At 68.0% G+C, this 19895-nt stretch carries 16 protein-coding genes and 2 pseudogenes; 9 read left to right on the forward strand and 9 right to left on the reverse strand.

Translation table 11 applies throughout. The features are described from left to right. Nucleotides 1–41 precede the first annotated feature (41 nt). Nucleotides 42–956: a LysR family transcriptional regulator gene (locus tag M2165_RS00600; RefSeq protein ID WP_280812724.1), complete on the forward strand. Its 915-nt coding sequence runs from the start codon at nucleotides 42–44 to the stop codon at nucleotides 954–956. Here M2165_RS00600 and M2165_RS00605 read toward each other — a convergent pair whose 3' ends face one another. Beyond that, the gene (locus M2165_RS00605) at nucleotides 957–1844 is read right to left on the reverse strand and encodes an SMP-30/gluconolactonase/LRE family protein (protein WP_280812725.1); all 888 of its coding nucleotides are present in this window, start codon (nucleotides 1842–1844) and stop codon (nucleotides 957–959) included. 176 nt (nucleotides 1845–2020) lie between these two features. On the opposite strand from M2165_RS00605, the gene M2165_RS00610 reads away from it, so the two are divergent. Beyond that, nucleotides 2021–2977, forward strand: coding sequence for a tripartite tricarboxylate transporter substrate binding protein (locus M2165_RS00610; protein WP_280812726.1), 957 nt, complete (start codon nucleotides 2021–2023; stop codon nucleotides 2975–2977). A gap of 13 nt (nucleotides 2978–2990) precedes the next feature. On the opposite strand, the gene M2165_RS00615 is transcribed toward M2165_RS00610, so the two are convergent. Then, on the reverse strand, nucleotides 2991–3770 hold the full coding sequence (locus M2165_RS00615; RefSeq protein WP_280812727.1) for an SDR family oxidoreductase: 780 nt from the start codon (nucleotides 3768–3770) through the stop codon (nucleotides 2991–2993). Nucleotides 3771–3892: 122 nt separating this feature from the next. Here M2165_RS00615 and czcI point away from each other — a divergent pair, with 122 nt between their 5' ends. From czcI to M2165_RS00635, 4 genes are all read left to right on the forward strand, one after another. Then, the gene (gene czcI / locus M2165_RS00620) at nucleotides 3893–4270 is read left to right on the forward strand and encodes a cation efflux protein, CzcI family (protein ID WP_280812728.1); all 378 of its coding nucleotides are present in this window, start codon (nucleotides 3893–3895) and stop codon (nucleotides 4268–4270) included. A 112-nt stretch (nucleotides 4271–4382) separates the two neighbouring features. Continuing rightward, a complete protein-coding gene (locus M2165_RS00625; protein WP_280812729.1) occupies nucleotides 4383–5627 on the forward strand; it encodes a TolC family protein in 1245 nt (414 codons plus the stop codon). Then, on the forward strand, nucleotides 5624–6925 hold the full coding sequence (locus tag M2165_RS00630) for an efflux RND transporter periplasmic adaptor subunit (RefSeq protein ID WP_280812730.1): 1302 nt from the start codon (nucleotides 5624–5626) through the stop codon (nucleotides 6923–6925). Before M2165_RS00625 ends, M2165_RS00630 begins: the two co-directional genes overlap by 4 nt. 17 nt (nucleotides 6926–6942) lie before the next feature. Then, entirely contained in the window at nucleotides 6943–10122 is a 3180-nt protein-coding gene (locus M2165_RS00635; RefSeq protein ID WP_280812731.1) for a CusA/CzcA family heavy metal efflux RND transporter, read from the forward strand. Between the two features lie 13 nt (nucleotides 10123–10135). Here the strand turns inward: M2165_RS00635 and M2165_RS00640 are convergent, their stop codons facing one another. Continuing rightward, nucleotides 10136–10813 (reverse strand): carboxymuconolactone decarboxylase family protein, encoded by a 678-nt coding sequence (locus M2165_RS00640; protein WP_280812732.1) that lies wholly within the window; start codon nucleotides 10811–10813, stop codon nucleotides 10136–10138. Between the two features lie 100 nt (nucleotides 10814–10913). After that, a complete protein-coding gene (locus M2165_RS00645; protein ID WP_280812733.1) occupies nucleotides 10914–11483 on the reverse strand; it encodes a cupin domain-containing protein in 570 nt (189 codons plus the stop codon). 81 nt (nucleotides 11484–11564) lie between these two features. Here M2165_RS00645 and M2165_RS00650 point away from each other — a divergent pair, with 81 nt between their 5' ends. Then, on the forward strand, nucleotides 11565–12455 hold the full coding sequence (locus tag M2165_RS00650; protein WP_280813147.1) for a LysR family transcriptional regulator: 891 nt from the start codon (nucleotides 11565–11567) through the stop codon (nucleotides 12453–12455). A 124-nt stretch (nucleotides 12456–12579) separates the two neighbouring features. Then, a pseudogene (locus M2165_RS00655) lies at nucleotides 12580–13307 on the forward strand (IS30 family transposase); the annotation flags it as partial. An 80-nt stretch (nucleotides 13308–13387) separates the two neighbouring features. On the opposite strand, the gene M2165_RS00660 reads toward M2165_RS00655, so the two are convergent. Further along, nucleotides 13388–14308 carry a LysR family transcriptional regulator gene (locus M2165_RS00660; protein WP_280812734.1) on the reverse strand — a complete coding sequence of 307 codons (921 nt, stop codon included), beginning with the start codon at nucleotides 14306–14308 and terminating at the stop codon, nucleotides 13388–13390. A gap of 142 nt (nucleotides 14309–14450) precedes the next feature. On the opposite strand from M2165_RS00660, the gene M2165_RS00665 reads away from it, so the two are divergent. After that, nucleotides 14451–15365: an NmrA/HSCARG family protein gene (locus tag M2165_RS00665; RefSeq protein WP_280812735.1), complete on the forward strand. Its 915-nt coding sequence runs from the start codon at nucleotides 14451–14453 to the stop codon at nucleotides 15363–15365. Between the two features lie 67 nt (nucleotides 15366–15432). On the opposite strand, the gene M2165_RS00670 is transcribed toward M2165_RS00665, so the two are convergent. The 4 genes and pseudogenes from M2165_RS00670 to M2165_RS00685 all read right to left on the reverse strand — a co-directional run bounded on the left by M2165_RS00670 (nucleotide 15433) and on the right by M2165_RS00685 (nucleotide 19816). Beyond that, nucleotides 15433–16602: a dihydrodipicolinate synthase family protein gene (locus M2165_RS00670; protein WP_280812736.1), complete on the reverse strand. Its 1170-nt coding sequence runs from the start codon at nucleotides 16600–16602 to the stop codon at nucleotides 15433–15435. Between the two features lie 67 nt (nucleotides 16603–16669). After that, nucleotides 16670–17437 (reverse strand): 3-ketoacyl-ACP reductase, encoded by a 768-nt coding sequence (locus M2165_RS00675; protein WP_280812737.1) that lies wholly within the window; start codon nucleotides 17435–17437, stop codon nucleotides 16670–16672. A gap of 10 nt (nucleotides 17438–17447) precedes the next feature. Further along, nucleotides 17448–18228 (reverse strand): annotated as a pseudogene (locus M2165_RS00680) (enoyl-CoA hydratase-related protein). Then, complete coding sequence (locus M2165_RS00685; RefSeq protein ID WP_280812738.1) at nucleotides 18221–19816, reverse strand: acyl CoA:acetate/3-ketoacid CoA transferase; 1596 nt, start codon at nucleotides 19814–19816, stop codon at nucleotides 18221–18223. The pseudogene M2165_RS00680 and the gene M2165_RS00685 overlap by 8 nt, the downstream one beginning before the upstream one ends. Nucleotides 19817–19895 lie beyond the last annotated feature (79 nt).

The raw sequence follows: 19895 nt of genomic DNA on the forward strand, positions 1-19895 counted from the left end.
CGGCGCACCATGCTTCGCACAGCTTCTTTGCGTGGATTGAAATGAAGGCGCTCGACTCGCTGCGGATCTTCGTCATCGTCCAGAGGAAGGGCAGCCTCTCGGCCGCGGGGCGCAGCCTGAGCCTCTCGCCCGCGACGATCTCGCGCCGCATCAGCGCGCTGGAGGACGAGCTCGGCGTGCAGCTGGTCGACCGCACCAGCCGCAACCTCAAAGTGACCGAAGCCGGGCAGGCCTTCCTCGAACATGCCGAGGAAGTGCTCGAGGCCATGGCGCGCGCCGAGGAGGCCGCGCGCAACGCCAAGCTGCTGCCCGAGGGGCGGCTGCGCATCCATTCGCGCACCCAGCTCGGGCTGCGCGTGATCGCACCGCTGCTGCCGGGCTTCGCGCAGCGGCATCCCGACATCCGGCTCGAACTCGAACTCTCGGAGCATCCGGTCAACCTCGTCGAGCAGGACTTCGACGTCGACATCCGTACCGGCGAGTCGAACGATTCGAGCTTCGTCATCAAGCGGCTGCTGAGCAGCGACGAGGTGCTGGTCGCGAGCCCGGCCTTCATGAAGGTGCACAAGCGCATCCGCCATCCGCGCGACCTCGCGGAGGTGCGCTGCCTGACCTACCGCCGCGAGCGCGAGGCCACCACCTGGAAGTACATCGACGAAGAGGGCGTGCAGCAGGAGCTTGCGATCGAAGGCGTGATGAGCGCCAACAACGGCGAGGTGCTGAGGCTCGCGGCCATCGGCGGCATGGGCATCGCGCTGCTGTCCGAAGCGACGGTGCGCAGCTGCCTCGACGACGGTACGCTGGTGCGCGTGCTGCCCGACTACCGCTTCGCGGTGCGGCAGTTCTCCAACGGCATCTACGCGGTGTTCCGCAAGAGCCGCACGCTGCCGCTCAAGGTGCGGGCCTTCGTCGACTACGTGGCCGAGGCGCTGCGCGAGCGCGGCGCGCCGCCCTGATCAGTCCGCGAAGCGGTGCGCCGGCAGACCCGGCGCCGGCAGCCCCCGCAGCTCGAACAGCGCGCCGTCCTGTGGTGCGCTGCCCGTGAGGTTGGTGCTCTTCGAGATCGAGGTCAGGTAGACGCGGTCGAGTTCCGGGCCGCCGAAGCACAGGCTGGTCGGGTACGTCGCGGGCAGGTCGATGCTGCGCTCGACGCTGCCGTCGGGCGCGAAGCGCGCCATCTTCGCGGCGCGCGGCAGCACGCTCCAGACGAAGCCCTCGGCATCCACGGTGGCGCCGTCGGGGCCCGAGGCGAAGTGCTCGGTCCGCGCGAAGACGCGGCGGTTGGCGAGCGGGCCCTCGGGGTCGTAGTCATAGGCCCAGATGGTGCGCAGCGGACTGTCGGCCACATAGAGCGTGCGGCCGTCGAGGCTGAAGCAGGGGCCGTTGGCGAGCGCAAAGCCGTCGGCGAGCCGCTCCACGCGGCCGCCGGGGCGCAGGCGGTAGAGGGCGCCGAGGACCGGCTCGCCGTCCTGCCGGTGGCCGTGCAGCGTGCCCGCGATGAAGTTGCCCCAGGGGTCGCACTTGCCGTCGTTGAGGCGCACCTCGGGGTGCGCCGTGTCGATGCTGGCGATGGTCTCAAGCCGGCGTGTCTCGAAGTCGTAGCGCGCGAAGCCGTGCCGCAGCGCCACGAGCACCGCGCCGCTTTCGCAGCGCGCGATCGAGCCCACCGGCGCGGGCAGCCGGTGCCGCTCGGCCGCGCCGTCGTCGGGCCGCAGGCGGTGCAGCGTGCCCGCGAGCGCATCGATCCAGCACAGCGTGCCGCCGCCGCGCGCATCCCAGCAGGGGCTCTCGCCGAGCAGGTCGCGGGTTTCCCCCAGGATGCGTATGGCGGCCTTGTCGTTCATGGGGCGGCAGTGTGGCGCTGCCGTCGCGCGCACGGCAGCGCCTTCGTGCAAAGCAGCTTTTCAGACCTCGCAGCGCGCCGGCGCGGGGCGCTCGATAGACTGGCTTCTCGAGGCCGCCGAAGCGGCCCGGCTTGTCCGCACGGGCGGAAGCAAGCGCAACCGGAGACAAACGAACCATGGCCTTCCTCAAGTTCATCACCCGCGCCCTGATCGGCCTCAGCCTGGTCGCGGGCGCGGCCCATGCGCAGCAGCCGCTGCGGCTCGTGGTGCCCTTCGCCGCGGGCGGCGGCACCGACCAGTACGTGCGGCTGCTCGCATCCGAACTCGCGAAGAAGGGCACGCCCGTGATCGTCGAGAACAAGCCCGGCGCGAGCGGCATCGTCGCCGCCGACTACGTCGCGCGCGCCAAGCCCGACGGGCTCACCGTGCTGGTCTCCTCGCTCGGCACGCTCGCGAGCAACACGGTGCTGTTCGAGAAGCTGCCCTACGACCCGAAGAAGGACTTCGCGCCCGTCACCCAGATCGCCTACCAGCCCGCGATCGTGGTCGGCCGGCCGGACCTGCCATACAGGAACATCAAGGAGATGGTGGCCCATGCGAAGGCCAACCCGGGCAAGATCAACCGCGGCTCGCCGGGCGAGGCGATCCTCACCAACCTCGCGCCGCTGAGCTTCGAGAAGACGGTGGGCATCTCGACCACGCACGTGCCCTTCAACGGCGACTCGCCCGCGATCCAGGGCCTGCTGAGCGGCACCATCGACATCGACGGCACCTCCATCACCAGCGTGCTGTCGCTGGTCCAGAGCGGCAAGCTGCGGGTGCTCGGCGTGATGGACGGCCGCCGGCTGCCGCAGGTGCCCGATGCGCCCACCTTCAAGGAGCAGGGCTTCGACTTCGAGGCGCTGCTCTGGTACTCGCTCTCGGCGCCTTCGGGCACGCCGAACGACGCCGTGATGCGGCTGAACAAGGCGGTGAACGAGGTGATCGCCGACCCCGCGTTCGTGACCAGGGCGCGCGCCATGGGCATGGAGCCGCGCGGCAGCACGCCGCAGGAACTCGCGAAGTTCGTGCAGACCGAGCACGACCGCTGGGTGCCGGTGCTGCAGAGCCTCAATCTGCCGAAGCAGCACTGAAGCGGCGCGGTCTTCAGTTGGCGGTGTAGCCGCCATCCACCGGCACGACCGTGCCCGTGATGTAGCGCGCCTGTTCCGACGCGAGGAAGACCACCGGCCCTGCAATGTCGTCGGGCTCGGCCGCGCGCTTCAGGAAGGTGCGCGCCACCATCGTCGAGAAGCGCTCGCGGTCGGCCGCGACCTGCGCGGTCATCGGCGTCATCACCAGGCCCGGCGCGACGGCGTTCACGCGCACGCCGTGCGGACCGAAGTCGCGCGCCAGGAACTTCGTGAGCTGCGCCACCGCGCCCTTCGAGGCGCCGTAGACCAGGTGCGCGCGCGTCGCGACCAACGAGGTGATCGAGGCCACGTTGACCACCGCGCCGCGCGTCGCCTTCAGGCCGTCGGCGCAGGCCATGGTGAGCTGCAGCACGCCCTTGACGTTGACGGCCATCACGCGGTCGAGGTCTTCGGCCAGCGCGGCCGGATCGGTCGATTGGCTGCGCCCGCCGACGCCCGCGTTGTTGACCAGCACGCCGACGGGGCCCCAGTCGGCAGCGAGTTCGGCCACCACCGCGGCGCATTGCGCGGCGTCGCGCACGTCGAGCGCGAAGGCGCGGCAGCGCGCGGCCGATGCGGCGTCGAGGCCGGCCATGGCTTCGCGGGCATTGTCGAGCTGCACGTCGGTGATCGCGACGCGGCAGCCGGCGTCGAGCAGGCGCAGCGCGATCGCGCGGCCGATGCCCTGGCTCGCGCCGCTGACGAGCGCGACGGTGCCGTCGAACAGGGGAGGGGAGATGGTGGGGTGATGCATCGGCGCAGTCTAGGAACCGAGCCGCGCTGCATCGCGCACGAAAGCGAAAACCTGCTTTGCGCCGCGTGTGCGTGTGGGCTTTTGTGCCGGGCGCCGCAAGGCCCGTCGATATACTCCGCGCGATGCGCCGCTGGCTCCTGGTCTTTCTGCTGTTCGTGCTGCCGCTCCAGTTCACCTGGGCATCGGCGGCCGGCTATTGCCGCCATGAGCAGGAAGCGGGTGCGCGCCACGTGGGCCATCATTCGCACGAGCATGCGGGCGATCGCGAGGCCGCTTCGAAGGCCGCCCAACCCGCCGCCGACGATGGCGACGCCACCGCGCTCGGCCTCGAACACAGCGACTGCAGCTTCTGCCACCTGGGCTGCGCCAAGCCCTTCGCGCGCGAACTCGCCGGCACCATGCTGGCGCTCGGCCAGCACTTCGCGCTCGCGCCGCCGGGCCCGCCCGCGCTGATTGCTGTCGACCGCATCGACCGCCCCAACTGGCAGCGCCTCGGCTAGTCCGGCGCGCGGCCCCGATTCCTTTTCCCCGTTCTTCCATCGTCTTCGGACGATTCGCTGACGCGCGCGCCGGATTCCCCCCGTTGTCCTTTCCACAACCCCGGAGAATTCGATGCACAGGCTTTTCGTGCCGCTCATATTGGCGGCATCGGCTATCAACCCTTCGTTCGCGCAGCCCGCGGCCCCGCCGCTGACGCTCGCGCAGGCGGTCTCGCTCGCGATCGCCAATCACCCCGAGCTGCGCGCCGCCGAGCGCGAGATCGAGGCCGCCGGCGCCGCGCGCGACCAGGCCGGCGTGCTGCTGCCCAACCCGACGCTCGGCATCGAGCTGGAGGACACGCGCCGCGAGACGCGCACCACCACGCTGCTGCTGAGCCAGCCGATCGAGCTCGGCGGCAAGCGCGCGGCGCGCATCGCCGCGGCCGAGCGTGCACGCGACGTGGCGCGGGCGCAGCGCGTTCAACGCGAGATCGAACTGCGCGCGGCCGTGACCTCGGCCTATTTGGCGGCGCTGGTCGCCGAAGAGCGCGTGGCGCTGGCCGAGGCGCTGCTCGGCCTGGCGAAGCGCGGCAGCGAGGCCGCGGGCAAGCGCGTGGCTGCGGGCAAGGTCTCGCCGGTCGAGGAGACGCGGGCGCGCGTCGCGACCGCGGGCGTGGCGGTCGAACTCGCGCAGGCGCGCAGCGAGCGCGCGGCCGGCCTGCACGCGCTGCGCGCCGCGATCGGCGTGCCGGGGCTCGACCTCTCGCGGCTCGACGGCAGCGCGCAGATGCTGCCGCCCGCCGCGCGAAGCGATGACCTCGAGCAGCGCCTCGCCGACGCGCCCGCGCTGCGCGTGGCGGCGCTCGAAGCCGACCGCCAGGGCGCGCTCGCCGCGATCGAGCAGTCGAAGCGCATGCCCGACATCACGCTGACCCTGGGCGCCAAGCGCGCGGCCGAGCTTGGCCGTGACCAGGCGGTGCTCGGCATCTCGGTGCCGCTGCCGATCTTCGACAGCAACCGCGGCAACCAGCGCGAGGCGCTGCGCCGCGAGGACAAGGCGCGCGAGGAAGCCGAGGCGCTCGCACTGCGGTTGCGCGCCGAGGCGCTCGCGGCGCGGGAGCGCCTCGACACCGCGCGGCTCGAAGCCGAGACGCTCGCGCGCGAGGTGCTGCCCGGCGCGCAGAGCGCCTTCGAGGCCGCCACGCGCGGTTTCGAGCTCGGCAAGTTCAGTTTTCTCGAAGCGCTCGACGCGCAACGCACGCTGTTCCAGGCGCGTGCGCAACACCTCAAGGCGCTCGGCGAGGCGCACCGCGCCGCCGCCGAGCTCGATCGCCTCATCGGCACGCCCGCTGCACACCAGGACAAGGACCGCTCATGACATCCGAACAGAAGAAACCCACCTCGCGCATCGGCCGCAAGCAGGCGATCGCCATCGCCCTCATCGTCGTCTTCGGCCTGGTCGCCGGCGCGCTGATCCTGCGCGCGCAGCCCGGCCGCGCCGGCGGCGAGGACGAACATGGCCACAGTCATGGCGCGGCCGAACAGCATGCCGGCGAGGAAGAAGACGCGCACGGACACGACCATGAGGAGAAGGGCGCGCACAAGAAAGAGGCCGCGCACAAGGAGGAGGGCGCTCATGCCGACGAGAAGGGCAAGGTCGCGATCACCGAGGCCCAGGCGCAGGCCGCAGGCATCGCGGTCGAGGCCAGCACCCCGGCGCCGATCCGCCAGGCGCTGCAGTTCCCAGGCGAGATCCGCTTCAACGAGGACCGCACCGCGCACGTGGTGCCGCGCGTCGCGGGCGTGGTCGAACGCGTGTCGGCCGACCTGGGCCAGCAAGTGAGGAAGGGCCAGGTGCTCGCGGTGATCGCGAGCGCCACGGTCTCGGAGCAGCGCAGCGAACTCGGCGCGGCGCAGAAGCGGCGCGAGCTCGCGGCCGCCACCTACGCGCGCGAGCAGAAGCTCTGGGAAGAGAAGATCTCGCCCGAGCAGGACGTGCTGCAGGCGCGTCAGGCGCTGCGCGAGGCCGAGATCGCGGTGGCCAACGCCAGCCAGAAGCTCGCCGCGCTCGGCGCCCCGGCGACCGGTGCGAGTCTGGGCCAGTACGAGCTGCGCGCGCCCTTCGACGGCATGGTGGTCGAGAAGCACATCGCGCTCGGCGAATCGGTGAAGGAAGACGCCAACGTCTTCACCATCTCCGACCTTTCGACGGTCTGGGCCGAGATGAACATCGGCGCGAAGGAGCTGCCGCGCGTGCGCGTGGGCGAGAAGGTCACGGTGCGCGCGAGCGCCTTCGACGCGACGGCCGAGGGCCGCGTGGCCTATGTCGGTTCGCTGATCGGCGAGCAGACGCGCACCGCGCGCGCCCGCGTGACGCTCGCGAACCCGCAGCTCGCGTGGCGCCCGGGCCTGTTCGTCAACGTGGAGGTGGTGGCGGACGAGGCGAGCGCGCCGGTCACGGTCGTGAGCGAGGCCGTGCAGACCGTGGACGGCAAGCCGGTGGTCTTCGTCGCGGTCGAGGGCGGCTTCGTCGCGCGGCCGGTGCAGACCGGCCGCAGCGACGGGCGGCGCATCGAGATCGTGAGCGGCCTTGCGCCCGGCGTGCGCCATGCGGCGGCGGGCAGCTTCGTCGTCAAGTCGCAGCAGGGCAAGGGCTCTGCGACGCACACCCACTGAGGCGGACGGACCACGACATGTTCGAACGCATCATCCGCTTCGCCATCGAACAGCGATGGCTGGTCCTGCTCGCGGTGTTCGCGATGGCGGCGCTCGGTGTCTACAGCTACCAGAAGCTGCCGATCGACGCCGTGCCCGACATCACCAACGTGCAGGTGCAGATCAACACCGAGGCGCCAGGCTACTCGCCGCTCGAGACCGAGCAGCGCATCACCTACCCGATCGAGACCGTGATGGCCGGCCTGCCGGGCCTCGCGCAGACGCGATCGCTGTCGCGCTACGGGCTGTCGCAGGTCACGGTGATCTTCGAGGACGGCACCGACATCTACTTCGCGCGCCAGCTCGTCAACGAACGCATCCAGTCGGCGCGCACCCACATGCCCGAGGGCATCAGCCCGGCCATCGGGCCGATCTCGACCGGCCTCGGCGAGATCTACCTCTGGACCGTGGAGGCCGAGGAGGGCGCGCGCAAGGCCGACGGCACGCCCTACACGCCGACCGACCTGCGCGAGGTGCAGGACTGGATCATCAAGCCGCAATTGCGCAACGTGCCCGGCGTGACCGAGATCAACTCGATCGGCGGCTTCGAGAAGGAATACCAGGTGGCGCCCGATCCGGCGCGCCTGTCCTCCTACGGCCTCACGCTGGCCGACGTGGTGACGGCGCTCGGGCGCAACAACGCCAACGTGGGCGCGGGCTACATCGAGCGGCGCGGCGAGCAGTACCTGATCCGCACGCCGGGCCAAGTGCGCGGCGTGGAGGACATCGGCAACGTGATCCTCGGCAACGTGGGCGGCGTGTCGATCCGGGTGCGCGACGTGGCCGAGGTCGGCATCGGGCGCGAGCTGCGCACCGGCGCGGCGACCGACAACGGCCGCGAGGTGGTGCTGGGCACGGTCTTCATGCTGATCGGCCAGAACAGCCGCGTGGTCTCGCAGGCGGTGGACCTCAGGATGCAGGAGATCAACCGCACGCTGCCCGCGGGCGTGAAGGCGGTGACGGTGTACGACCGCACGGTGCTCGTCGACCGCGCGATCGAGACGGTGAAGAAGAACCTGCTCGAAGGCGCGGTGCTGGTGATCGCGGTGCTGTTCCTGTTCCTCGGCAACATCCGCGCGGCGGTCATCACCGCGACGGTGATTCCGCTGTCGATGCTCTTCACCTTCAGCGGCATGGTGAGCCAGAAGGTCAGCGCCAACCTGATGAGCCTGGGCGCGCTGGACTTCGGCATCATCGTCGACGGTGCTGTCGTGATCGTGGAGAACTGCGTGCGCCGGCTCGCGCATGCGCAAGCCGCGGTCGGGCGCTCGTTGACGCGGCGCGAGCGCTTCCACGAAGTGTTCGCGGCCGCGCAGGAGGCGCGCCGGCCGCTGCTCTACGGCCAGCTGATCATCATGATCGTGTACCTGCCGATCTTCGCGCTCACCGGCGTGGAGGGGAAGATGTTCCATCCGATGGCCTTCACGGTGGTGCTCGCGCTGCTCGGCGCGATGATCCTCTCGATCACCTTCATCCCCGCCGCGGTGGCGCTGTTCATCGGCCGTCGCGTGGCCGAGAAGGAGAACCGATTGATGGGCTGGGCGCGCCGCGCCTATGCGCCGCTGCTCGACCGCGCGATGGGTGCCAAGCCGGTGGTGATCGCCTTCGCGATCGTCGCGGTGGTGCTCTCGGGCCTGATGGCCGCGCGCATGGGCAGCGAGTTCGTGCCCAGCCTCAACGAGGGCGACTTCGCGGTGCAGGCGCTGCGCATTCCGGGCACCAGCCTGAGCCAGTCGGTGCAGATGCAGCAGCAGCTCGAACGCACGCTGAAGCAGAAGTTCCCCGAGATCGAGCGCGTGTTCGCGCGCACCGGCACGGCCGAGATCGCCTCCGACCCGATGCCGCCGAACATCTCGGACGGCTACGTGATGCTCAAGCCCCTGGACCAGTGGCCCGAACCGCGCCGCACGCGCGAGGAACTGCTGGCGGCTGTGCAGGAAGAGCTGGAGGCGCTGCCGGGCAGCAATTACGAGCTGTCGCAGCCGATCCAGCTGCGCTTCAACGAGCTGGTCTCGGGCGTGCGCAGCGACGTGGCGGTCAAGGTGTTCGGCGACGACATGGCGCTGCTCGAAGGCACGGCGAGCGCGGTGGCGGGCGTGCTCGGCCGTGTGCCGGGCGCGGCGGAGGTCAAGGTCGAGCAGACCACGGGCCTGCCGATGCTCACGGTCGACATCGACCGCGAGAAGGCCGCGCGCTACGGCCTCAACATCGCGGAGATCCAGGACACCGTCGCCACCGCCATCGGCGGGCGCGAGGCCGGCACGCTGTTCGAGGGCGACCGGCGCTTCGACATCGTGGTGCGGCTGCCCGAAGCGCTGCGCGGCGACATCGAGGCCATCGAGCGGCTGCCGATCGCGCTGCCGCGCGCGGGCGAAGCGGCCGGCGGCGGCACGGCGGCGCGGGCGAGCTTCATCCCGCTCGGCGAGGTCGCGACGCTGCGGCTCGCGCCCGGCCCCAACCAGGTCAGCCGCGAGGACGGCAAGCGCCGCGTGGTCGTGAGCGCCAACGTGCGCGGCCGCGACCTCGGCTCCTTCGTGCACGAGGCCGAGGCGGCGATCCGCGCGCAGGTCCAGGTGCCGCCGGGCTACTGGACCACCTGGGGCGGCCAGTTCGAGAACCTGCAGTCGGCCGCGCGGCGGCTGCAGGTGGTGGTGCCGGTGTCGCTGCTCCTGGTGTTCACGCTGCTGTTCGCGATGTTCGGCAACCTGCGCGACGGGCTGCTGGTGTTCACCGGCATTCCGTTCGCGCTCACGGGCGGCATCGTGGCGCTGTGGCTGCGCGGCATTCCGCTGTCGATCTCGGCCGCGGTGGGCTTCATCGCGCTCTCCGGCGTGGCGGTGCTCAACGGGCTGGTGATGATCTCCTTCATCCGCAACCTGCGCGAAGGCGGCATGCCGCTCGATGCCGCGATCCGCGAGGGCGCGCTGACGCGGCTGCGGCCGGTGCTGATGACGGCGCTCGTGGCTTCGCTGGGCTTCGTGCCGATGGCGATCGCCACCGGCACCGGCGCCGAGGTGCAGCGGCCGCTCGCGACCGTGGTGATCGGCGGCATTCTGTCGTCGACCGCGCTCACGCTGCTGGTGCTGCCGATGCTCTACCGGCTGGCGCACCGGCGTGACGAGGAGCGGCCCGTGGCCGAGGCTGCAGCGGCCGCCTGAAGCGGCGCGCGTTTCAACGCGCCGGCGCGGCCGCCGACGCGAGATGGCGCGCGATCGCCTCGTTCGCGCGCCGCCCCGCATCGGCATCGACCCGCTCGGCGAGCACCTGCGCGGCCTGCCACAACTGGCCCGCGCCGAGTCCGACGTTCATGCCGATGCGGATGTGCGCCTGCAGCTGAGATTCCACGCCCGGCAACGCCGCGAGCATGCCGACGGTCGCGAGCTCGCGACTTTGCCAGTCGAGGTTGTCGCGCTCGAAGATGTCGCCGAACAGATGGGTCTTGAGGTATTCGTCGATCGCGGGTGCGAAGTCGAACAGCGCGCCCTTGACCGGCGCGCCCGTGAGCCGCGTCTGGTTGGCCGTGCCCGCGGCGAGCAGCGCCTCGCCCTGCGGCGCGCGGCGGCTCGGCAGGCGGCCGGGCGCATCGTCGATGCCGCGCCCGCGCCGGGCTTCGAGCACCTTCATCAGTTCGCCTAGCGCATTGAGGCTGCGCGGGAAGCCCGCATAGGCATAGACCTGCACCAGCACCTCCTTGATTTCGTTGACCGCGAGGCCGGCGTCGAGGCCGCGGTTCAGCGCATCGGAAAGGCGCGTCATGTCGCCCACCGCGGCCGTCGCGGCGATCGGCACGATGGCCTGCTGCCGGGCGGAGAGCGTTTCGGAGGCCGGGGCCTGTCGCATGGTGTTCATGGGTTCGGCAGGTTGCGGGGCGGGCTGGGCATGGCCCGGCAGCGCGGTGGCCCAGGCGATCGCCGCGGCCATCGCGCATGCGATGCGCCGCGGGCCACGGTCAGCGTGCGTGGTATTGCGCATCGCTGACCTTCTCCATCCATTCGACGTTCTTGCCGTCCGCCGTGCCGGTCACCGCCAGATGGCTCATCGCGGTGGTGGGCGCGGCGCCGTGCCAGTGCTTCACGCCGGGCGGGCAGGTGATCACGTCGCCCGCGCGGATCTCCTGCACCGGCTTGCCCCATTCCTGCGTCAGGCCCACGCCCGAGGTCACCACCAGCACCTGGCCCTTCGGATGCGTGTGCCAGGCCGAGCGCGCGCCGGGCTCGAAACTCACCAGCCCGCCCGAGGCGTTGATGTCCGGCCCCGCGGGCCAGACCGGTTCCACGCGCACACGGCCGGTGAAGTAGCTCGCCGGGCCGTCGACGACGGTTTGCGTGCCGGCGCGCACGATCTGCTGCTGGTGTTGTTGCTGCTGTTGCTGCTGCGCTTCGGCGGGCTGGGCCGAGGCGGCGGCGGAGCCGGCGCATGCCGCCACGCAGAGCGCGAGCCCGCGCAGGCGCGCGTTCGGTGCAGAGGACGCATTCGAAGCAGCAGCATTCGAAGAGGAAGGGGAGGAGCGTTTGGACATATGGAAACCAACTGTAGGGATCGCGCCATTGGTTGTGTAGATGGAATAATCTGCACGCCCCTGTGCATGGAATTCACCAGTGTGTTGAACGGCAACCTCAACGATCTGCAGGCTTTCGTCGTCGTGGCACGCGAGCGCAGCTTCACGCGCGCGGCCGCGCAACTCGGGCTTTCGCGCTCCGCGCTGAGCCACGCGATGCTGGCGCTCGAGGAGCGCCTGGGCGTGCGGCTCCTCAACCGCACCACGCGCAGCGTCTCCACCACCGAAGCCGGCGCGCGGCTGCTCGACACCGTGGCGCCCCGGCTGCAGGAGATCACGCACGAGCTGAGTTCGCTGAGCGCGATGCGCGACAGGCCCGCGGGCACCGTGCGCATCACTGCGCACGACCATGCGATCGTCACCACGCTCTGGCCGCGTCTCATGCCCATGCTCAAGGCGCACCCCGAGGTGCAGGTCGAGTTCAGCGTCGACTATGCGATGGTCGACATCGCCGCCCAGCGCTTCGACGCCGGCGTGCGTGTGGGGAACCGCGTCGACAAGGACATGATCGCCGTGCGCATCGGCCCGGCGTTCCGCATGGCCGTCGCCGCCTCGCCCGAGTATCTGGCCGGCAGAACGCCGCCCGCCACGCCGCAGGAGCTGGCCGAGCACCGCTGCGTCAACCTGCGCCTGCCCACGCACGGCGGCCTCTATGCCTGGGACTTCGAGAAGGACGGCCAGGCGCTCAGCGTGCGCGTGCAGGGGCAGACCGTCTTCAACAACACCTTTCTGATGCTGCAGGCCGCCCTCGACGGCATGGGCTTTGCCTACGTGCCGCACGACATCGTCGAGCCGCACGTGGCCGCGGGGCGGCTCGTGACGGTGCTCGAAGACTGGTGGCCGAGCTTTCCGGGGTATCACCTCTATTACGCGGGTCGGCGGCAGGTTTCGCCGGCGTTGGGGTTGGTGATTGAGGCGTTGCGGTGGCGGTAGGTGTTCAAGCGGTGGAGGCGGGCTGCGGTTCGGGCATTGGGCGAGCCCGTCGGCTGTCTTGCTGTCACGATCAGGTGCGCCTGCATCTGCGCCGCTAGGTCGATCGCGATCCCTGCGACGGCACCGAGTACTTGCAGAGACAGGCGGATTCCGGCCGGCGCAACGATCGCGCCCACCGAATGCGTTGACGCTGGCCGAGCGCGAGGAGATCTCTCGAGCGATTGCGGCAGGCGAATCGATTCGATCGGCCGCGGCTCGTCTGGGTTGAGCATCGTCGACCATCAGCCGAGAGATCAAGCGCAACGGAGGCGGCGAAGGCTACCGTGCAAACCAGGCCGATGACGCAGCTTGGCATCGAGCGCAGCGACCGAGGCGCTGCAAGCTGAGCGAGAACCGCGCCTTGGCTCGCGTTGTGGCTGACAAGCTGCGGATGCTTGGGTCGCCGGAACAATTCGCAGGGTGGCTCAAGCATACTCATCCGAGCGATGAGAGCCAGCATGTGTCACCCGAGTATCTTGCGTGGAAGACCGAGCGGTTCCTGGTCACTGGGAAGGGGACTTGGTCTTTGGCAGCGGCAATAGCCAGATCGCGACATTGGTCGAACGTCAAACACGGTACGTGATGTTGGTGAAGCTGGATGGCAAGGACTCTCAGACGGTCGTCAAGGCCCTCATCAAGAACGCTCGCAAGTTGCCGCAGGAGCTCTACAAATCACTGACCTGGGATAGGGGCACTGAGATGCATGCGCACAAGCAATTCACGATAGCCACCGATATCCAGATCTACTTCTGCGACCCACAAAGCCCGTGGCAGCGCGGAAGTAACGAGAACACGAATGGGCTGCTCAGACAGACCTGCCCTACGCCCGCTGAGATGTTCAGCGAATGTGTTGCAGCGAACCCCTCCCCTGGTCCTGTAACGAACCCCGACGACTAGCGTGGAGGAGTCCGCCGGATTGGGGCCAGGTCGCGCGAGACCCACGCTGCAACCGCGTCGATGAGGGCGCGTACTTTCGGCGGTAAGAACGCTCGCTCCGGGTAGACCAGCGCGATCTGCATTTCGGCGCCGACTACGTTGGCCAGCACCTGCACGAGCGCGCCGCTGTCCAGGTGCGGTGCCACGAGACCGTGCGGGAGGAGCGCGATGCCTAGCCCTCGGACGGCGGCGTCACACAACAGGCCGATATCGTTCGAGATGAATACGCCGTCGACATGGAGCTTGGCTCCCGAGATCAAGGGCCAGTGAAACTGCGGCAGCTCGCCACGAGCGAAGCCGAGCAAACAGCGGTGCGTACGGAGATCGCGCTGCGTCTGGGGCGTGCCGTGATCGATGAGGTAGGCGGGTGCCGCCACGGCGATCATCGGATCGCGCAAGAGCGTGCGCGCGACGAGGCCGGGCTGGATTTGGCTGCTGGCACGCAGCGCGACGTCATAGCCGTCGTGGAGGATGTCAACGTGCTGGCTCGACGTGTGGACGTGCATGCGCAGCGCGGGATGGCGCGCTGCGAAGTCGCAGAGCATCGCATGGAAGCTGGCGTCCATCATCGGCGGTATGGACACGCGCAGGTCGCCACGCACGACGTCGTCGGTCTTGCGCACGCTCTGCTCGGCCACGCGCACGGCTTCGAGTGCGGCGCAGGCCTGTTGGTAGAAGACTTCACCGACTTCAGTGAGGACAAGACTTCGCGTGGTGCGGCGCAGAAGACGCGCCCCGAGACGCTCCTCGAGGCGCGCGAGACGACGGCTCACGGTCGCACGCGGAACGCCCAGTTCGGCGGCGGCCCGCGAGAGGGAGTTGGCCTCTACCGTCCTCGTGAAGGCGATGAGTTCCGATGTTTCGACAGGATCGTCCATATGGATCAAATCCTAGCAAATGATGCCAATTTTTGCGGCATTGCCACGAATATCGATCCAATGGAAGATCAGCCTGTCCTATCAACAGAACGTTCCCGCGTCCGTGCTGACGCGCTGGAGCAGAACCGAAAGAGGTGCAGTGATGTCCGTCGAAAAGAAGCTGATTGCCGTCTTTGGCGCAACGGGAAACCAGGGATCCGGGGTTGTGCGAGCCCTGAAAGCCAGCGGCCAATTCAAGGTGCGAGCGCTCTCGCGCGAGCCGGGCAAGTACAAGGGTGGCGCCGACGAAGTTGTCGCAGCAGACCTGGCGCGGCCAGAGACGCTTGTGTCCGCGCTCGAGGGCGCGCACGGCGTGTTTCTCGTCACCAACTTCTGGCAGGAAGACGCCGATGAGATCAAACAGGCGACAGCGGCCGTTGAAGCCGCGAAGGCTGCCGGCGTCAACCATCTGATCTGGTCGACGCTGCCGAACGTCGAGGCGATCAGCCGCGGCGAGTTCAAGCTTCCCCAGTTCACGGGCAAGGCGAAGGTCGATGCAATCGTGAAGGAGGCAGGGTTCGCGCGCCACACCTTCGTCGTGCCGCCCGCCTACTACCAGAACTTCTCAGGCCCCTTCGGCCCGCAGAAGCAGCCGGATGGCAGCCTGGGGTGGGTTCTGCCCATCGATCCAGCGGTGCGTTGTTTTCACATGGGCGACATCAACGAACTGGGCGACATCGTTGCCGGTGCGTTCGCGCACCCCGATGAAACGGGCGACGGCGCATACCTGCCATTGGTTGGCGATTTTCTGAGCTTCGGCGACCTTGTCGGTGCGTTGAATGAACTGGGCCATCAACTCACGTTCACTCGCGTTCCGCGGGAGGTGTACGCAGGCTTCTTCCCTGGTGCGGACGCATTGGGCGAAACACTGGCCTACTACGAGACTTATACCTACCTCGGCCCAGGATCCCACAGTGACGAGATCGCGCTCGCGAACAAGATTGCGGGAGGGACGCCGACTCCCTTCGCGTCTTGGGCGAGGGACAATTTCCGGATCGGTCAAGCTTCTGCGGCCTAAAGCGCGGGACGGTGGTCAAGTAGCGATAGGCCCGCCGTACCTGCTGAACCTGCCTGCTCGTGCGGTCCTAGTCCGATAAGCCGCACGCGACGGAAAGATGGCGCCTCATCCGCAGCGTGGCGAGTTCCGGGTCGATCAACACGCCGCTGGCGTCCGCCAATTCGAACAACCTCGAAAAGTGTGCCGCCCCGCGCGCGGATTGCAGTCCACCCGCCATCGAGAAATGGTCTTGGTGGCCATTGAGCCAGGCCAGGAATACGACGCCAGCCTTGTAATGCCGAGTCGGCGCACGAAACATCTCTCGTGACAGCGCCACCGTAGGGTCCAGCAGTTCTCGGAAGCGATCGACCCGGCCTGCCGCGAGTTCGCCCAGTGCAACGGCGGCCACAGGGGCGATTGGATCGAAAATGCCTAGCAAGCCGTGAGAGTGGCCCTGTTCGTCGCCAGCGATCAGCTCGGCGTAGTTGAAGTCGTCGCCCGTGTACATCTTGACCCCTTCAGGCAGACGCCGGCGCAGATCCAGCTCCCATCGCGCGTCCAGGAGTGACACCTTGATGCCCTCGACCTTCGAGGCGTTTTCGCTGACCAGCTTGGCTACAGTATCGAGTGCGGTCGGAATGTCGGTGGTCCCCCAGTAGCCTCGCAGCGCCGGGTCGAACATCTCGCCCAGCCAATGGAGGATCACTGGCTTGGAAGTGTCCTTGAGCAGGCGACCGTAGAGCGCGAGGTAGTCGTCCGCACTCCTGGCGCAGCGTACCAGCGCACGGCTGGCCATCAAGATGGCGCGGCCACCCTCTGCTTCGACGACTTCCAGTTGCTCGCGATAGGCGGCTTCGACCTGTTCGATGGTCACATCCTGTGTTGCCACGAGCTGATCTGTTCCGACGCCGCAGGCCAGATCGGCGCCGGGAATGGTGCGGGCATGACGCAGGCTGCGTTGAATGAGCTGCCGCGCTACAGCCCAGTCCACCCCCATTCCGCGTTGAGCCGTGTCCATGGCTTCGGCAACCTTGAAGCCGAGGGAATAAAGATACTCTCTGAACGCCATGGTGCGCTCCCAGTCGACGACTGGCGATGCATCCCAGGGGTCTTGGGTCGCCAGCGGGTCGACGACGACGTGGACGGCCGCAAAAACCGTGCGATTGAGCTTCGATGGCGCACCGGTCGGAACGATCGGCTGAGCCTTCAGCACATGGTTTTTGATCGTGCCGTCGGCCTGGGGTAGCTTGATTTGCATGGTGTTCTCCTGATGGAAGGGAAGCCGCGGCTGCGCCGCCGGTTGGCGGCTGCCCGCGCGGGCGGCGCTACAGGCGCGGTATGGAAAGGGCGCCGTCGACGTGGATGACGCTGCCGGTCGAAAAGGCGATCTGGCCGCAGGCCAGGGCAGACACCGCGCGTGCGACGTCTTCGGCGTAGCCCCAGCGCTCCATCGGGACCAGGCCGTCCGCGATGCGTTGCTCGTACTTAGAAGCCACGCCTTCCGTCATGGGCGTGCGGATGATCCCCGGCCGTACCTCGAAGACCCCGATGCCCAGCGACGCAAGCCTCAAGGCGAACAGCTTGGTGAGCATGCCGAGGCCCGATTTCGAGACGCAGTATTCGGCCCGCTCGATCGAGGCCATCTCCACGCTGACGGAGGAGACTGTGACAATGGATCGAGGATCGGTGGCCTTGATGCCCGACATATGGCGTGCGACAGCCTGCGTGAAGAAGAAGGTGCCACGCAGGTTGACCCCCATCACCCGGTCGAAGGACGCGGGGGTGACGTCAAGCAAGTCCCCTCGGCTTGGCGATGGAATGCCAGCGTTGTTCACGAGGCACGAGATCGGGCCGTGCCACTCGACGATACGTTCGACGACCGAGGTGTGTTCCTCGACGTTGCCAACGTCGGAATGGAAGAGCTTGCCGGCAGCACCGTGCCCACCGATCGCCGCCAGGGTCTCCTCGGCGACGGAGCCTTCGATGTCCGTGAGTGCGATGTCGAATCCACGCGATGCAAGCTCGATCGCGATGCCTGCACCGATGCCGCGTCGCCCACCGGTCACCACCGCGAGAGGCCTGTTTGTACTCATGATCTTCCTTTCAACGGCCCAGATAGTTCGGCGTTCGCTTCGCGCGGAAACTTTGAATTCCTTCCGCCGCATCCTGCGTCGTTGCCGCGAGCGCACCGGCCATCGCTTCCAGGATCGCACCCGAGTCCTCGTCCACAGCGGCGTTGACCAGCTGCTTGGTCAACTGCAGCGATATCGGAGCCTTGAGCGACATGTCGCGCGCCAAAGCCATGGCCCTGTCCCGGAGCTGAGCTGCGTTGACCACCTCATGGACGAGGCCGCCGGTCAGGGCATCGGCTGTACTCAGGCGTACGCCGCTCAAGGCGAGGTACTTCGCGCGACTGGCGCCGACAAGCTTCACCAAGCGTTGAGTTCCAGACCATCCCGGGCAGGTCGCGATAGATGCTTCCGGAAGGGCAAACTGCGCGTGGTCTGCAGCGATGCGAATGTCACCGACGATTGCCAACTCGAGGCCACCGCCGAAAGCATGTCCGTTGATCGCGGTGATGACGGGTTGACGCAGCCGCGCCACACTGGTCGAACACCTGGTGGCCGCGCCGCACCCAGCGGCGCCACATGTCCAGCGGGCGGAGCGCAGCCCACTCATTGATGTCAGCGCCGACGCAGAACGCCTTCTCTTCTCCGCCCGTCAGGATCACCACCCGCAGGTCGGACTGGGCTTCCAGCTCGCGCGCGGCGAGCTCCAACTGGTCGAGCATCTGCGGCGTCAGTGAGTTGAGCTTGCTCGGGCGATTGAGCGTGACGGTTGCGACGGTGCCTTCGCGCTCCACTTGAACGAGTGACTCAGCCACGGCGCGCCTCCTCGGCTTTCAGCTTCAGGCCAAACGGGGCGTCCGTGAAGAGCGCAGCGTCCATGAGGCGAAGGTCCTCGGCGACTCGCAGCGGGATCTCCGCCTGGTCCAGAATGTCGCGCTGCAGGTCAATTCCCGGCGCGATCTCGCGCACGACCAGGGCGTCGTCCTCCAGGTCGATGACGCAGCGTTCGGTCACGTAGGTGACCCTTTGCCCACGCTGGCGACCGATCACCCCGCTGAAGGTGATGTGTTCAGCCGACTCGACGAATTTTCTGGTCTTGCCTTCCTTCAGGATAGTGAGTTTCCCGTTGCCGACTTCAAGCTTTGCGCCGGCCGTGAAAAAGCCTGAGAAGATGATCCGCTTGGCGTGCGCGGTGATGTCGACGAACCCACCGCACCCGGCCGTGAGGTAAGGCTTCGCACCCAGTTTGGAAACATTGACGCTGCCATTGCGATCGACCTGTAGAAACGACAGGAGCGTCACGTCGAAACCGCCGCCTTGAAAATAGGTGAACTGATTCGGCGAAGCCATGATCGCGTCCGCATTCGAGGCGCAGCCAAACGCGAAGCCCAGCAGCGGCATGCCGCCGACCGCGCCTTGCTCGATCGCCCACGTTACCTGCCCATGCAGGCCCTCTTCGAGCAGGATGCGTGGCACATTGGCGGAAATCCCGAAGCCGAGATTGGCCGCGCTGCCGTGCGCCAGTTCCATGGCTGCGCGCCTGGCGATGACCTTCTCGGTGCCCCAGGCCTGCGGATCGAACGTCGCTAACGGCTGCGCGACCTCGCCGCTGATCGCTGGGTCGTAGGGCGTCTGGGTCGTCTGCCACTGATCGGGATCGACCACGATGTAGTCCACGAGATTGCGCGGGACGTGAACGTCGTGCGGGCGCAGGCTTCCTTCTTTCACCACCCGTTTGACCTGAGCGATGACGATGCCGCCGTTGTTGCGAGCGGCGAGGGCCTGATCCAGCGCACCAAGCAGTGCTCCCTCGTGCTCGTAGGTCAGGTTTCCATTCTCATCCGCTGTGGTCGCACGAATGATGGCGACCTGTGGAGCAATGGCGGGAAAGTACAGCCATTCCTGGCCATCGAATGTCTCCTTGCGAACGATGGGCTTTGCAGCTGCTGCGTCGTTCATCGCGCACCCCTGCTGGTCCGGATCCACGAAGGTGCCCAGGCCAACTTTGGTGAGTACGCCAGGGCGCTTCGCGGCTGCATCGCGATGCATGTCGTAGAGGATGCCGCTGGGAATGTTGTAGGCCTCGATCTGGTTGTCGACGACCATGTGCCAGATTGCGGGCATCGGAAGCGAGGAAGGGCCGCTCGGATAGGAACCGGCAAGGATCCGGGACAGGAGTCCTGGCTTGGCGATGTGGTCGATTCCCCTGATTCCGTACATGTCGCCCGCGGCGATCGGGTTCAGAGTCGTGAGGTTACGGGGCTGACCCTCGTTGTGGAACCGGGCGCCCAGGGCGGCGAGAACCTTGTCCGGGCAGCCGAGCCCGCTGGAAGAGGAAATGCTGACGACATCGTCAGTGCGGATAAGCGCGGCCGCCTGTTCGGCGGTGATCACTTTTTTCATGGGAACTCCTTTGCGCTGGATGCGGCGCTCCCGCACGAACCTCGCGATCCGCGTCAAGCGTCCGACAAAAGTGGGGGGT

This window comes from Variovorax sp. TBS-050B, assembly GCF_029893635.1.
In the GTDB taxonomy this organism is placed as follows: Bacteria; Pseudomonadota; Gammaproteobacteria; order Burkholderiales; family Burkholderiaceae_C; genus Variovorax.